Origin of the sequence: Enterococcus wangshanyuanii (assembly GCF_002197645.1) — a bacterium.
Taxonomy (GTDB): Bacteria; Bacillota; Bacilli; order Lactobacillales; family Enterococcaceae; genus Enterococcus_L; species Enterococcus_L wangshanyuanii.
The window spans coordinates 1-15021 of the sequence record NZ_CP021875.1 but is presented as its reverse complement, the minus strand read 5'-3'; the positions used below and the strand labels follow the sequence as shown (position 1 = coordinate 15021).

The window sequence follows — 15021 nt, the reverse complement described above, 5'->3', positions numbered from 1 at the left end:
GTGCCTTTCAATCAACTAGAGGCACTGTCTTTTTAGTTTATTGAGTAAGCTTGTGTATAAACAGCTATTTCTTTAGGTATTTGAAAATTCTCGTTGATGGCGATTTTACTAATTTCTTCAACCAAAAGTTTGTGGATTTGTTTGTATCCTAATTTTAGGAATAAATTCGCTATTTTAGATGCTTCAAGAAATGCGTTGATATCTCTTGTTTCATAGAATTCTTTTAGATGTTCTAGATAAACCACTTCTAAATTTACGGTTGTCGAGATATTAAAATGTTCAATACTACGAAGGTTGTCAAAATACTCATTATAGACTTTCCATTGATCGTATTTTTTTTCATGAATGCTTGAAGATATAAGATTTTTCAAAGCATTTTGAGCACAAAGATCATAAACTTCTCCCTCAGATTGAGTAATTGGAAACATTTTTGAAGTCATGAAATTAATGTCTATTTGTGGTAGAAAAAATGTTAAATTACCTAATACTTCATAGTCTATAGCAAAAAAAATTTTTCTGTTAGAGTACATTTTTTCTAAAGAACGTAGGTGTTTTTTGCTAGGCATGTAGTCTGTAATTAGTCCGCTTAATATACCTAATACTAATAAACCCAAGTATAAGCTGTAATCCCCTATACTATCAAATCTCGTTTTTTTGTAAATATTAAACTGCTTAAAAAATAATTCTCTGTCTTGTGTAAGGTTAGGTAAATTGATCTTATTTTCCCAATATGGGAGTGATTCAAGGCGAGTAAAGTCTGTCCTGTATAATAACTCGGATGGTCTCATTCTGAGCCTTTCACAAATGAGAGATAGTTCACCAATAGTAATATCTTTTTCTCCTTTTTCAAGTTTGTAGTAACTAGAACGAGATAAGATATCTTTATACAAATCAACTTGAGAGATTCTAAATTCTTTTCTAATATCTCTAATAATTTTTGAGTTAAACAATAAATATTCTCCTCCTCTAAAAAGCTCTAATTTTAGCACATAAAACATCAACTTTAAAAAAAACTAAGTGATTACTATCGAAACAGTGTATAAATAAAAAGCGAAATTGTTCTTTTTTGAAACTAAAATAGGCATAATAGTAAAATGGTTTTTACTTATAATAAAAAAACGTTGATAATGCTTTTTTTATATGCTATTATATAACCAGTAGGAGGGGATATTATGAATTTTAACAAAAAAGAAAAAATAAAAGCTTTATTATCTCTTGCAGTAGCATTTTCACTTACACTTGTTGCATAAAAAAAACTAGAACAAACCGTAGAAGAGTGATCTAGTTAAAGCTTTATTAGTTTCATTATAACAAAAATTCTTATTAATTCCAACAACTACAAAAAATTTAATTGAGCTAATCAAACTCTAAGTAATTTTAGGTGTGAGGTTAGCGGGAAACAAAAAAAGAGTCGTCTCCATAGGACTGGTAATCCTAGAGGGAGATGAAACAATTCAAGGTACGCTTGAACTGTACAACTCTTTTGTCGTAGCAGTGCTACAACTTTGTATTATATCAACTTTCTAAGAAAAAATACAGTATTAATTCAATACTTTCAATAATATCAAAGCCCCCAAAGTTCTGATAAAATTATTTTTTCTTTGAATGGATGTATACGAAATGTAGGGAATTGCTATTACAAAGGTGTAGTGTATGCAGTTTAAGCATACACCACACCTTTTTTGTTTTCCGTTAACCTGTCATTTGGTCAGAAAGGAGGAAGTTATGAAGCAGAGAATGATACTTACACCAAAAATACTTTTACGGGTTGAAAGTGGCAGGGTACAGTTATTCAATCATCATTTTTATAGGCTCTGTAAAGGAAAAGCATTCCGTCAAATGGTGACCTATGAGAACGGAGTACAGCAATTCAATGATTTTGGGAAAGAGGTTGAGATCTTAAAAATTTATGATCAAATTAAATTAGTTTTTGATCCTGAAGGAAAGATCGTAGCAGTTAGACCTGCTGAAAAGGAGTCTTTATTAGCGAAGGACGATAGTATTTGGAGTAATTTTCATGCTTTAAAACCTGAACCAATGAGTAATGCTCTTAAATGCTACTACGAACATGAAGCACTGGAGTATTACAGGTGGATCAAAAGAGAAAGAAGGTATTGTTCTCAGAAGTATGGCAAAAAGAAAAACAAAGGAGCAACCTGTTGATGGATAATTTAGAATCTATTAGTCAGTTGATGGCTAGTCATAGGAAAAAGTATACAGAAACTATGAATAAAAATCAGGGGAAAGTGTTGACAGAACTAGCAGACTTCAAGCATGGCGATGTTGTTCGAGTGATTTCTCATGAAAGGAACTGTGGCATTGATCAAACTGTATTTACTGCATTAGTAGTGGAAACCAAAGACTATGGTTTAATTGTGATTCCACAAGACTTTCAGACCTATATCTACAATCAAGAAGTACTAAAAGGGGCTGCTTGGGAAACAGAAATCAATTGGTTATTAGAAAATGATGTTGAAATTGAGTTATTACAGCGTTTTTGAACATGGACCAATACATTTAGGGGGGATTTGTTATGGTAGATAAGTTAAAAACACTGAAAGCAAGAGATATTTTTTGGTGGGTGTTTTCAGCTGTAGGAATATTATTAGTAAGCTATTTCATTTTTAAATGGTTAATGTTGAGTGACGTGTTTTTCTTATCAGTCATTATGACGATAGCAATCTATTTAGTTGTTATAGCAGGCGGACTTTTATGTGCTGCTATTGAGCAAACTAGCATTCCAGTGCATGCTAAAGTGGTTTGTTTTATTGTTATTGGCTGTGCTGCACTATATGTGATTTTTAATAATTTTGATGGAAAAGTGGAATCAATACTAGTATTCTATGAACAATTGACGCACTAAGAGAGAGGCTAAACACTTTTTGTTTGCTAGTTTTTTAGCAAATATATTTAAATCAAAAGGTTCTAATGCGGTCAATCGATAACGGATTGACTGTATCGAAATCTTTTAACCAATTGAATAGTTTTATTGGGTTTAAGGACGACCCCTCAAATCAATCAGCGTGACTTATAAAGGATTTGAGAAATTGCCAGTGTCGAGAGACGGGCGTGTCACATACATGCAAAGATTTTGCGATGATAGAAGCAAAATATCCGGCTTTGCTAGAGTTTACGTTTACGGTTGCTATAAAACGTGCAAATTATTTCGTCCTGTTAAAACTGGTAAACAAAAAGTGTTTAGAAGAAATCGAGTAGGGGGAGAAGAAATGAAGGATGAACAAAATGACAAAGACAATTTCATTATTTTACGACCAAGAAACACGCAACCAATTGTACTTAAGCCAACTTTTGGAGAAGAGGTCGAATTTGAAGAACATGGGCCAAGTTTTGGATTCGTAATTATGTTTCTACTAGGAAGTATAATTATCTTAATATCTCTACTAACTTTATGGAACCAACTTAGAAGTAGGCGCCGAAAACAACAAGTGCTGACCTTGATTGAATGTTCAGCTAACCGTACTCTGGTATATGATGAGCACGTCTTTTCTAAAGAGATAGATATCTACGCATATGATTCGGTAGGGTTAATCAGAGAAAAACTAAGTTTTCCTTTAAAATACAAAAAATGTATCGAAATAATCACTCAAGAGAACAAATGCAAGTTAATTTCAAGTGAAGAGTACACCAAAAAAAAGGATAGATTAGAAGCTGCTGGTGATGGCAGCTTGGTCCAAGAAGAGATCTTCTCGATCTATCTAGCTAGTGGAGGAAGTTTTGAACATGATATGAGTGAAGTGAAAACAGACAAAGAATACATAAAAAATGTGGTAATGAATTTTCAAGTAGATCATTTTACGATCGAAGATGCGGATGGAATAAGCAGTTATAAAACTTGTAATGTTGAAGCAATGACAATGGAAGTGGTGTGAAAATGAAAAAATTTAGAATTAGACGTTTTATTCGTCAATTTTTCGAAGAAAACAGAGACAAAGAAATGTTAATTATCGACACAACAAAATTTTCTGAACACCAAAATAGAGTGATTGTGAATGAACTTTGGAAGAAAAACCTACTTGCAAGTAGTCGTAAAAAAAATCAAGTCATATCAATTAATACACACAAGAGTTAGGAGTGAAAAAATGGCTGAATCAGTAAAAGAATCAATAGATTATGCAGAATATAAGCTAAAAAAGAAAAATCTTTTGAAACTTCTTGATAGGAAAACAAAAAAGGTTCTTTATCTAGAAAAAAGAACAAACCTCCTAAAGAAGTTACCATTTTTAGGGTATTTTGATCGAAGCAAACTTGTTTTGAGAACAAAATGGTACATGATTCCACTTCTAGCTGTAGTTCCATTATTCGCCCTTTTCGGGAAAATGATTTACGATTCTGGGTTTGAACAGCCAGATATTGTACATATGATGGTGCCTGCAACATATCTTTCTTTGTTTGGAAATGTAATTTTCACTTTAATTGTACTCTTCTTGTGGTTATTGATTTTAGGAATCATTAGCCTAGCGATACTTGGAGTAATTGTTGAGGTAGTAAAGTTTACTTCTTACGTATTTTCAGATCGTTATTTAGTCATTGAGCTAAAGGAGTTAGCAGAACGAATTGAAAAAGATAAACGAGCGATAAAAAAAGCACAAGAAGAATTGAATTTACTAAATAAGGAGTGGGAACTTTATGCCGAAGAAAAAGAATAGTAGTTTTGAATCCAGTATTCACGTATACAGAGCAATGCAACGTATGACCCAACAGGAGTTAGCTGATAAAGTAGGGGTCTCACGTCAAACGATCATTCAATTAGAACGGAATCGCTACAACCCTTCACTTTTACTGGCGCATGATATCGCTGATGTTTTTGAAGTCCCGATTGAACAAATTTTTACTTTTAAACGAATAAATCAAGATGTTGAAGCTTAGTATAGACTAAAAGTGTTTAATACTTTACTATCAATATAAGGAGGAGAATCAAATGGTTTGTTCAAACGAAGAGTTCCTTACAGTAGATCAAAAATTAGGAATCATAGTGGATGTATATGTTCCTTTGAATCATAGAGAAACAAATTTAGAACCAAACGAAAAAATCGCATTATTCAAAATTCAAGCGAGCAAAAATAAAAGAAGAAAACCTTACAAATGGAATTGGAGATAAATTTTTGACCAGGTCAGACTTTTTTCGAGGATGTGAAAAAATGAAGCAAATAAAAGTGTTGGGTTCGTTACTTATTGCAATTGTTTTGTCACTCATAAATTTTGATCAATTATTTATACTCATTGTTTTATCAGGTGTTTATGCCTTGTTCAAGGCGATGGATCTGTATTATGAATATTCAAACTGAGAAGAAATTGGAGGATTTAAAAATGGAAAAGTTAAGTAAAAAAACGAAATTAATAATTACAAGTGTTGGGGTTATCGCAGCACTAGCAGTTGGTGGTAGTGTTTATGCTAGTAACCAGTCAAAACAAAAACTAGATGAAGCTCAAAAAGTAATCACAACAAAAACAACAGGGCTTACGGATCTAGAAGTAAAGATCAACAAACTGTTTGACGATAAGGACAATAATTTCCTAGCAAAGAATGTTACTAAAGATCAGGTAAAGACACTACGTGAAGAATTTGATCGTCTATCGATCGGGAAACAAACAGAGAAAGTAGATTTAAAAGAGTACAACAAGGAAGCTGGAGACACCGAAAAAGCTTTAAAGGCACTGGAAAAGAAAGTTGATGCTCAAACAGCGATTAACCAATTATTTAAGCAAGAGAAAGAAAATGCGGCATTGAATGGATCTGTTGTAAAAAAAGATTTATCAATTGTAGACGATCTTAAAAAGGAAACAGTAGAATCGACAAAAAAGGAGTATTACAAAAAAGACTCTAAAACGGCTTATGACAAAGCAATCAATGATTTGATTGTAAATGCAGAAAATCAAGTAAAGCAAATTGAGACTGCAAAACAAGCCGTCAGCAAAATATTTAAAGAAAATAAAGTGATTTCAACTGACCATAAACTTTATGATACAGCTAAAACAGAGACAGATAAGATTAAAAATGCAAAAGCTAAAAAATCTCTAAATGATCAACTGTCTAAGGTCAAAACAGACATTGAGAAAAAAGCAGAAGAGTCAAAAAAACAGTCTGAAGCGAAAGAAGCCGCTTCAGCTGATTCGATGCAACAACCACAAAATGGTGTTACTAGTCCTGGAACCGTTGAAGCAGCACAAGAACAAGTTCAAACAGATCAAGGTGCAGCAACTACAGATTATACAGGTGACGGTGCTGCGACAGATACAGGTGGTTATGTGCCGCAAGGAGGAACAGACACAGGATATCAGCAGCCACAATACCAAGCGCCACCTGCTGAACAAGCCCCTCAAACACCACCAACAGGAGGCCAATCTACACCACCTGGAGATAATGGGGGGAGTAATACAATTCATTTAAAACCAGAAGATATTCAAGGTTCAGAAAATAATAACCATGGAGGAACTAATGAGTGGTGGGGATTTGAATAAATAGAACATAGATTAAAGGAAGTCACGTAAGTATATATGCTTACGTGACTTTTTTATGTGAAAGAGAGGAAATGAACATGAAAATGATTCGATCACCTGCGAAGTGAAAAGGTCAACTCAACCAACTAAAAAACAATTTTATAAAAAGGAGAACTTATGAAAATCAATAAAGTATTTAGTAAATGCGCAACAGTTTTAACAACAGCGATGGTGTTAGGCCAAGTAGCGTTAACGCCTATCCAAGCATTAGCAACAGAAGGAACACCAAGTACAGAAGATACCAGTTCCAAAGAAACGATAGAATCTACCACCGAAGAAACAAGTTCAGCGACAGCTGAATCAACAGAAGAGAATGAATCAACCCAAGAAGTACAAATTCCAGAAGTTACAATCGCTCCACCTATAAATAATGCGATTGATAATTTTTTAGCCTCGCAGCCACTAGTTTCTAGCGGTTTTACAGCTGATGGGGATCAAATCACATTTAATCAACGAATGAACTCTTTGTTTAGAGAGATTGGAAATAGTACTGGTAAGTTGACAAAATATTATAGCTCAACAGCCTATATTTCAACACCATATATTGATATTGTTGGTGAGGACAATGGAGCTGTATGGTGTATCAAACCTGACAGTCCATTTCCTGTAAATGTTGAGTATGCGAAAAGCATTTACAATGACGAAGGTGTTGTAAATATCTTATACTATGCCGTAAAAAATGGCTGGGATCAACCAAATGAAAATTACGTAGATGTTTTCGTAGCGCTAAATGCATATTTAGGACACTCATATCAAGGAGTAGATCTAAATATGCCAGTATTTACTTCAGATCCTAATGTTGCTTTCTTGCTTCAAAAAGCGAAAGATAAAGATGCGCCAACTGGTAATTTCTCTATCAAAAATAAAATTCAAACAGCTGGATTCGATCGAAATACAAAAAAACAAATTACTGATTGGTATACACCTGAAACAGATGGACAGAATGTGACATATGATATTCCAACGAACGATTTTGACAAAGAAGTAACAGTGGAATTAGACAATGGACAAACTTTCAGTAGTCAATCAGGTACCAAAACAATTCCGGCAAACGTTAAGTTTCGTCTTATTGCACCAGCTAACTATACCAAAAATTAAATTTTACAATTAATACAAACTATAAAAAATTAGCAGCATTACTATTTGAACCTCTCAATGCTAATGCTCAATCTGTAGTTAAGCCTGGTGGTATGAAAGATCCGTTAAAAGAAGAAAACGTACAAGCGACATTTTTCGCTCGACAAGGAAAGTTCAAGTTGAAAAAGACTTCAGAAATCAGCAATCTTCCAATGAGTGAAGTTGGTTTCAAGGTAACCATGTCAACTGGTGAAGTATTAGAACTTGAATCAAATGAAAACGGGGAAACGCCTGAAAGTAAAGACTTTGATTTTGGCACAACGGGTGAAGTAACCGAAGTAAAAACACCTGCCGGTTATGTAAAATTAGCAAGTCCAATCAAATTTACGATTGAAGCAGGGACAACGATTGAAGTTGCGATTGAAAACAAGATCCAAAAAGGAAAATTTACTTTCCAAAAATTTGAAGAGGTGTATAATCCTCAAGCGACATGGGATGCAGGGAAACCAATGTATGACAGAAACCCAGCGGCCAATCGTGAGTTTGACCTTGTTCGAGTAAATGATCACACGTTACCTGATGGCAAGACCATTGTAGATAAGGCAGGCGAAGTAGTCGATCATATTGTGACAGATAAAGACGGGAACGGTAGTTCAAATGTGGAATTGTTTATCGGTAGCCAAAATAAATACAAATTAGTGGAAACAAATACTCCTGAAAATTACCGTGATCCTTCTGATATTCAAACAGAGTTCTCTATTCCTTATGGAAACAACACGGAGAAATTAGTCTTGTTTGACCAGGGCGAAATCGACAATGAATTAAAAACAGTGAATCTAACATTCAACAAAAAGAATGCCTTAGATTTAGCAGGATTGAACTTAACAGGTGCTCAATTCTTGGTTCAAGGCTTAACAAATGATGTGAAATTCATGTTTACAACAGAATCTACTTCTACTTTACTAAAATTATTGGCAGATAAAGGAACAGCTACTTATTCATTTACGGAAGTAAAACGTCCAGATGGATTTGACCTAGTACCAGGAACAACAGATACACGAATTGTGACTGTCACTGAAGGAAAAGACATGACCATTGATTGGGAAAACATGCCAAAAGCACAAAAAGTTGGTATTTCAACTCAAGCACATACTGGTGACGGCAGCTCTCAAACGTTTGTATGGGGTGAGGATGCAACATTCTACGATGACAGCAACCTTACACATGAAAACATTCCAAACGGTACTAAACGGAAAAAAGAAGTGAAACTTCATGCAGATTATGAAGATGGAACATCAGCGATTGTTTTGGAGATCCGGTGTGGTTGATTATACAGTAGTAGATAAAGAAATGACTGAACGTGCAATCGCAGAATATGACTACAAAAAAGATCCCAAAGCAACACCAAACACTCGCTGGTACTTCTCTGAAGACGGTTATGATAAGGATGGTAAAAAAGATACTGGAGCATAACCCTGACGGGAAAAGATGCCAAACAAGATATTCGACCAGTTCTAAAAGAAACACCTAAAACACCAGCTACACCAAGTACACCGGCAAAAAGAGGAACACTACCTAGTACCGGTGAAACGATTCAAGCAACATTCGCCCTCATTGGTTTGATGATCACAGCGATTGTTGGTTTTTTCTTTGTTTCAAAGAAAGCAGAAAACGAATTAGTATAAAATAATGATAGCTAAGCGGGTGAACTTTTCCAGTAAGTTTTATCGCTTTTTTATTTTCAGGGAGAGGAATATATGGAGACAAAAAAATTGTTTCTAATGGAGAGTGATACCCTTTTAGACTATCGCAGTAAAGTTAGAAAACTAAGATTTATAAACAAAAACACAATGAAATCATTAAATTAGCAGGGAATCAGGTACTTACGGCGGACAACATTGTTGAGATTGAAAACAATTGTATTGATCAAATTAGGAAAGTCAGTTGAAATTCCTCTTAAAAAAAGGATCTGGTAACATTTCAATATGTTCATACCAGGTATGGCCGTAAGAAAGAAAAGATTGCTCGTTTTGAAGTAGATCCTGCTTATTTTGTGACAGAGGCCGATGATTAAGATTGAATTCGGCTCAAACAAAGCTAAATCCCCTTTTAAACAAAAAATACAGTTGGAGGTGAAACACCACATGAAGACAGCAGAGACAGGAAATCAAGTAATAGAACGTATTTCTTTTTTAGAAAAATCTAATCACCAATACCACTGTTTATTAGAACAGAAAAAAAATAGATTGTCAGCTGTTAGAAGAAGAAAAATCGGCAAATGAAGCGACAAATTGATTTATTAAAACGGGAATTATCCCGATTAAAGGCACCTAACTATTTTGGTAGCAATCTAAGGAGGATCATACTTTTGAAAAAAGCAGTTACTTTATTTTCCAGTACTACTCATTTTTTCTAGCACTTTCCTATCATGAGTTTTGCGGAAGAGATCAATCAGGAAATAACAATAGGGAGCAACAAACCTATTGAAGTGCCGGAAGAAACAAGTACAAGCGGATCAGCGACACAAGAGTCGTTTAGTCAACCAGAAACGTCGACAACGCAGGAATTGGCACAGGAAAGCCAAACAACGGATAGAACGGAATCAAGCAATGAAACCACTCCTTCAGAAATACCTGTCCAAGTAGAAACCAACAGAAACACCACAAGGGGCACCAACGGAAGAAGTTCATGAGGTAATGCCGGCAGAAACCAGTTGTAATGAAGCTGTTGTAACGGTGGAACCGTCAGCGCTTCATTTTGACAAGGACGCTACGACAGAAAGCGTTTATCGCTCGAATTGGGTGAACCCGCTCGTAAAATAGGACAAGAAACGAATTTATTTGCTTCAGTAATGATCGCCCAAGCCATTTTAGAATCAGGATCAGGTGGCAGCCAATTAAGCCAGGAACCGTATAATAATTTATTTGGGATCAAAGGAGAATTTGAAGGTCAGTCTGGTGACCCTACCGACGTTGGAAGACGACCGGATCAGGAAACTACATTCTACTAATGCACCATTCCGAGTATACCAGGTCCAGAAGAATCGTTAAGAATTATTCTAAGCTATTACAGACGGTGTAGATTGGAATCCAACTATTTACAAAGGAGCTTGGAAAAGCGAAGCAGGAAGCTATCAGAACGCTACACAAGCCCTTACGGGTGTGTATGCGACAGATACTCTTTTACAACCAAAAATTGAATGGGTTGATAGAAACCTATAGTGCGACACGTTTCCTTATAATCGTGTGAACGAGAAAAAGGAGAATTAACTACAAAAAGGTTAATTACAACTAACTACTTGATAATTGGAATGAAAGCCGTCATGTTGGCTGAAACAATTAATCTGATACTTCTACATGCCTGAAAATAGTAACAGATATGCAAGGTATGAAGCTAGATAAAGTCGGTAGAATATTTCCTAAGTGAAGGTTTTTATCCATTCATAAGGAAATAGATATACCGGGGATGCCTATAAATTTTCTATGGTGAGAATGTAATAAAAAAATTACTGACGAACTTACGAATGTACGGGTCTAAATTTCGATATATATGAAAGTATATAGTTTGCGTGGCGCAACGAACAATACCGAAAAGTAAGAGTTGTAAGTATGAAATTTGGGATAAGGAACAATGACCTTATAAATTGTTCAGGCTTATAGTAAGCACCTAAGGAAAAATGTAAAGCTAGAGTAGTTGGAACGTGGAAAGCGAAAAACATGTATAAAACGACTGTTATCGGCATGGTGGATATAAGACAACAAGTCAAAAATCCTTAATTTTCGTGAGAGTAAGGGCACAGTACCTATGAAGCGGGTAATGACCGTGGAGGGATAGCCCTAAGACTTTTCGTAATAAATAGATACTAGTTAAATGAAACTCACAGAATCTGGTAAGAAGATGAGACTATCAATGATAGGAGAGAGACTTCATCAGTGAGTACAAAAAGTTTGCGTTATTCAGAATATTACAATATGCAGTCAACATTTGATTGGCTGTACCAAAGAAGCCAAAATAAATGCACAAAAGGTTAAATTTATATGAAATCATCACGTCTGAAAATAATATACTACTAGCATACCGAAATGATAAAAACGAATACTGGATCACGTACCGCAGGAGTTGACGGTTATAACAATATCTGATTTCAAAATAAAAGATACACAAAAATTTATCAAAGAAATCAGAGAAGCGTTTAACCAACTTCCAACCTCAAGTGGTAAACGAGTTGAAATACCTAAAGCCAATGGAAAGAAGCGTCCATTAGAATTCCGACTATGAGAGATAGGATAATACAACAAATGTTCAAGCAAGTAATGGAGCCAATTTTGTGAGGCACAATTCTTTAAACACTCCTATGGATTTCGCCCGAATCGTTCAGTAGAACATGCGATTAGTCGATGTAGTCACATTGTAAACGTATCAAAGAACCAGTATGTAGTGGACATTGATATAGAAGGATTTTTCGATAATGTAAATCATGCAAAATTATTGAAACAACTCTACACAATAGGAATTAAAGATGCACGAGTTTTAAGTTTGGTTTCTAAAATGCTCAAGGCTCCGGTTGATAAGGTGGGTGTTCAAAGTAAAGGAACCCCACAAGGAGCTATACTATCACCACTTTTGTCAAACGTAGTTTTGAACTCGCTAGATTGGTGGATTGCCAATCAATGGGAAACGTTTAAAAGTGATCATCGTTATTTCAGTAATAGTGGTAGATATAGAGCTTTAAAGACAACAAATCTAAAAGAAATGTACATTGTTCGATATGCAGATGATTTCAAAATATTTACAAGGAACCCAAAAAGTGCGATAAAGATATTTCATGCAGTTAAAGGGTACTTAAAAAACCAGTTGAAACTTGATATATCACCAGAAAAATCCAAGATAACGAATCTCAGAAAAAGGTATTCAGAATTTTTGGGATTTGAATTAAAAGTCAATAAGTGTAGAAATGACTACGTTGGAAGTATCAAGATTTCAGAGAAGGCTAAGTGCCGACTGAAAAAAGAAATTAGAGCAAGAATAATAAGATTAAAAAAATATCCAACAGTGGAAAATATCATAGTATATAATTCATTCGTTCGTGGAATACACAATTATTATTGTAAAGCCACCCGAGTAAATTTGGATTTTTCAGCAATCTATTTCTCATGCTTACCAGTAATGTTCAATCGTTTAAAATCTATTGGAAAATATGAAATTCCTAGAAGTCCGCCACAATCCTATGTAAAACTGTATGGTCGAAATCACAGAACCTTCCAAGTACAGGGGATTAATTTAATCCCTATAAGCAAAGTTCGATGGAAGTTAGCGTTGTTTTTCAATCCTAATGTATCAGATTACACATCGGAAGGAAGGGCGCTCCAAATCAAGAAATTAGAACATACAGTCATCGAGGAATTGTATAAACTTTGCAAAAATGACATTGGAAATAAAACAGTCGAATTTTCGGACAACAAGTTGTCAAGGTACTCTATGCAAGATGGAAAATGTGCTGTAACAGGAAGATTTCTAACTGCAAATGAAGTACATTGTCACCATAAAATACCTCGATATCTTGGTGGTAAAGATACATTTAGTAACTTAATTATCGTCCATAAATGGGTTCATAGACTTATTCATATGAAGAAAATAGAAACGATTAATGAGTATATGGCTATACTGAAGTTGAATAAAAAGCAACTTAGCAAGCTGAATACAATGCGAAAATTATGTAATTTAACTGAAATCTATCAATAATGAAAAAGTTGGAACGCCGTATGAGGTGAAAGTCTCACGTACGGTGTGGAGCGGGGGAAAATCTGGAGATGACTTCAAAGGATTACCTATCGCTATACCTAACTCAATACGATCACGAAAAAGGCGATATCGTCGCCGGTGGTGATTTTGAACCATACAACAATGAGAATTATGACAAAGGTAATAGTTATGCGCCAGGAAATTGCACGCAATATGTTTATAACCGCATTACTCAATTAGGAGGTCATGTGGATCTACACATGGGCAACGGTGCAGATTGGGATGCTACAGGTATTGCGAAAGGATATGAGGTAAGTAGTACACCAAAAGCTGGTACAGCTGTTTCGTTTGAACCAGGTGTTTTAGGTGCTGATCCATTTTATGGCCATGTTGCTTTTGTCGAGCATGTCTATGAAGACGGGTCTATTTTGATTTCTGAAATGAACGCACAAGGCTTTGGTGTTATTTCTACACGTACGATTTTAGCTGAGTACACGTATTTAATGAGCTATATTTCCCCTAAATAAAAACATAGAGACTGAAGGAGAAACACACATATGAAAAGAACGAAAATTTTGAGCTACACAACAATGATCACTTTACTTGCCCCGGCAATCATAGGGGTTCACCAAGCCTATGCAGATACTGTTACAAGCACAACAGCAGAAACAGAAGAAATGCTAGAAACAACTGCCACAACAGAATCAAGCAGCATGGAATCAACCACTGAAACAACCTTAGAACAAACGGAAGCAAGTTCTTCAGAAGAACTGACCTTGGATTCGGTTGATACAGAAATTGAAGAACCAATGATCGATAGCAGCGTTCAACAGGATATTCAAGTGCCAGCTGTAGCCAACGCACAACTTATAGGGCAAACATATGCTGATATCTTCCCTGACGAAAACCTAAGAAAAGCCATAATGGAACAACTAGGAGCTACTTCAGAAGCCGAAACGATTGAGCAATACCAGATAGACAAGACAAGTACTATTTGGATACAGGATAAAAACATATCAAATCTAGAAGGAATTCAGGTGTTTCAAAGGTTACATGATTTGAATATTTACCAAAATCCAATATCTGATATTTCTGTTCTGTCGCAGTTTCCACTATTAAAATACTTGAGGTGTGGGGGAACAAAAATTACAGATTTTTCAGCACTAGGAGGACTAAAAAATCTGGAATGGTTAGAACTTGGAAGAACAGCAGCAACTTCACTTGAATCAGTTGCTAATATAACAAGTTTAAAATCCCTTTTTTTTAACGACAGTCCTGCAATTAATGATTTATCACCCCTAGAAAATTTAGTGAATTTAGAGGTAGTAAGTGCGCAATATTGCGGTGTTACGGATATTAGCCCGTTAGGGAAATTACCAAATTTAAAAAAATATTATGTTAATGCAAAAATCGAATTACCTGTTCGAACGCCATTAAACAATGTGCTAACGGTGCCTATATCGGATGTGCAAGTTATTGACATTGATGGTTCTGTGGGAGTTTTTGAAAACTATGTACCAAATATAGATAGTGGAGTGTCGGGGCCTAATTGACAGACTTTTCTAATGACCAGTTTATATGGAACAACAACTACACTGACAAAGCTAATATTATTGGAGACGTTGTCTATTTAACATACGCAGCACCGTCTAGTGATAGATTTAAAAAAATGGTTTGAAGTGT

The 15021-nt window shown here is 35.1% G+C and carries 18 protein-coding genes and 2 pseudogenes; 19 read left to right on the top strand and 1 reads right to left on the bottom strand.

Annotated elements, in window-relative coordinates; genetic code table 11:
- Positions 1–32 precede the first annotated feature (32 nt).
- A complete protein-coding gene (locus CC204_RS19310) occupies positions 33–989 on the bottom strand; it encodes a helix-turn-helix domain-containing protein (RefSeq protein WP_162288380.1) in 957 nt (318 codons plus the stop codon).
- Between the two features lie 736 nt (positions 990–1725).
- Between CC204_RS19310 and CC204_RS19305 the strand changes: the two genes are divergently transcribed.
- From CC204_RS19305 to CC204_RS19225, 19 genes and pseudogenes are all read left to right on the top strand, one after another.
- Positions 1726–2163 (top strand): hypothetical protein, encoded by a 438-nt coding sequence (locus CC204_RS19305; protein WP_088271781.1) that lies wholly within the window; start codon positions 1726–1728, stop codon positions 2161–2163.
- Entirely contained in the window at positions 2163–2501 is a 339-nt protein-coding gene (locus tag CC204_RS19300) for a conjugal transfer protein TraF (RefSeq protein WP_227011272.1), read from the top strand. Before CC204_RS19305 ends, CC204_RS19300 begins: the two co-directional genes overlap by 1 nt.
- A gap of 32 nt (positions 2502–2533) precedes the next feature.
- Entirely contained in the window at positions 2534–2863 is a 330-nt protein-coding gene (locus tag CC204_RS19295; RefSeq protein WP_088271780.1) for a hypothetical protein, read from the top strand.
- Between the two features lie 364 nt (positions 2864–3227).
- Complete coding sequence (locus CC204_RS19290; RefSeq protein WP_088271779.1) at positions 3228–3890, top strand: hypothetical protein; 663 nt, start codon at positions 3228–3230, stop codon at positions 3888–3890.
- 2 nt (positions 3891–3892) lie between these two features.
- The gene (locus CC204_RS19285) at positions 3893–4090 is read left to right on the top strand and encodes a hypothetical protein (protein ID WP_088271778.1); all 198 of its coding nucleotides are present in this window, start codon (positions 3893–3895) and stop codon (positions 4088–4090) included.
- Positions 4091–4100: 10 nt separating this feature from the next.
- Positions 4101–4667 (top strand): hypothetical protein, encoded by a 567-nt coding sequence (locus CC204_RS19280; RefSeq protein WP_088271777.1) that lies wholly within the window; start codon positions 4101–4103, stop codon positions 4665–4667.
- Positions 4648–4887, top strand: a complete 240-nt coding sequence (locus CC204_RS19275; RefSeq protein WP_088271776.1) for a helix-turn-helix transcriptional regulator — start codon at positions 4648–4650, stop codon at positions 4885–4887. The genes CC204_RS19280 and CC204_RS19275 overlap by 20 nt, the downstream gene beginning before the upstream one ends.
- A gap of 52 nt (positions 4888–4939) precedes the next feature.
- Positions 4940–5119: a hypothetical protein gene (locus CC204_RS19270; RefSeq protein WP_088271775.1), complete on the top strand. Its 180-nt coding sequence runs from the start codon at positions 4940–4942 to the stop codon at positions 5117–5119.
- Between the two features lie 209 nt (positions 5120–5328).
- Complete coding sequence (locus CC204_RS19265) at positions 5329–6480, top strand: hypothetical protein (protein WP_088271774.1); 1152 nt, start codon at positions 5329–5331, stop codon at positions 6478–6480.
- Between the two features lie 156 nt (positions 6481–6636).
- Positions 6637–7617, top strand: a complete 981-nt coding sequence (locus CC204_RS19260; RefSeq protein WP_088271773.1) for a hypothetical protein — start codon at positions 6637–6639, stop codon at positions 7615–7617.
- A 92-nt stretch (positions 7618–7709) separates the two neighbouring features.
- Positions 7710–8924: an MSCRAMM family protein gene (locus tag CC204_RS19255; protein ID WP_088271772.1), complete on the top strand. Its 1215-nt coding sequence runs from the start codon at positions 7710–7712 to the stop codon at positions 8922–8924.
- A complete protein-coding gene (locus CC204_RS21250; RefSeq protein ID WP_162288379.1) occupies positions 8917–9069 on the top strand; it encodes a hypothetical protein in 153 nt (50 codons plus the stop codon). Before CC204_RS19255 ends, CC204_RS21250 begins: the two co-directional genes overlap by 8 nt.
- On the top strand, positions 9066–9281 hold the full coding sequence (locus CC204_RS21855) for an LPXTG cell wall anchor domain-containing protein (RefSeq protein WP_088271801.1): 216 nt from the start codon (positions 9066–9068) through the stop codon (positions 9279–9281). Before CC204_RS21250 ends, CC204_RS21855 begins: the two co-directional genes overlap by 4 nt.
- Before the next feature lie 459 nt (positions 9282–9740).
- Positions 9741–9878 (top strand): hypothetical protein, encoded by a 138-nt coding sequence (locus CC204_RS21245; RefSeq protein ID WP_157894326.1) that lies wholly within the window; start codon positions 9741–9743, stop codon positions 9876–9878.
- 146 nt (positions 9879–10024) lie between these two features.
- Positions 10025–10288: a hypothetical protein gene (locus tag CC204_RS19245; RefSeq protein WP_088271771.1), complete on the top strand. Its 264-nt coding sequence runs from the start codon at positions 10025–10027 to the stop codon at positions 10286–10288.
- A 105-nt stretch (positions 10289–10393) separates the two neighbouring features.
- Positions 10394–10606, top strand: coding sequence for a glucosaminidase domain-containing protein (locus CC204_RS21600; RefSeq protein WP_088271770.1), 213 nt, complete (start codon positions 10394–10396; stop codon positions 10604–10606).
- 961 nt (positions 10607–11567) lie between these two features.
- Positions 11568–13338: pseudogene (gene ltrA / locus CC204_RS19235) on the top strand (group II intron reverse transcriptase/maturase).
- Between the two features lie 71 nt (positions 13339–13409).
- A pseudogene (locus CC204_RS19230) lies at positions 13410–13865 on the top strand (CHAP domain-containing protein); the annotation flags it as partial.
- A 30-nt stretch (positions 13866–13895) separates the two neighbouring features.
- On the top strand, positions 13896–14891 hold the full coding sequence (locus CC204_RS19225; RefSeq protein ID WP_088271768.1) for a leucine-rich repeat domain-containing protein: 996 nt from the start codon (positions 13896–13898) through the stop codon (positions 14889–14891).
- Positions 14892–15021 lie beyond the last annotated feature (130 nt).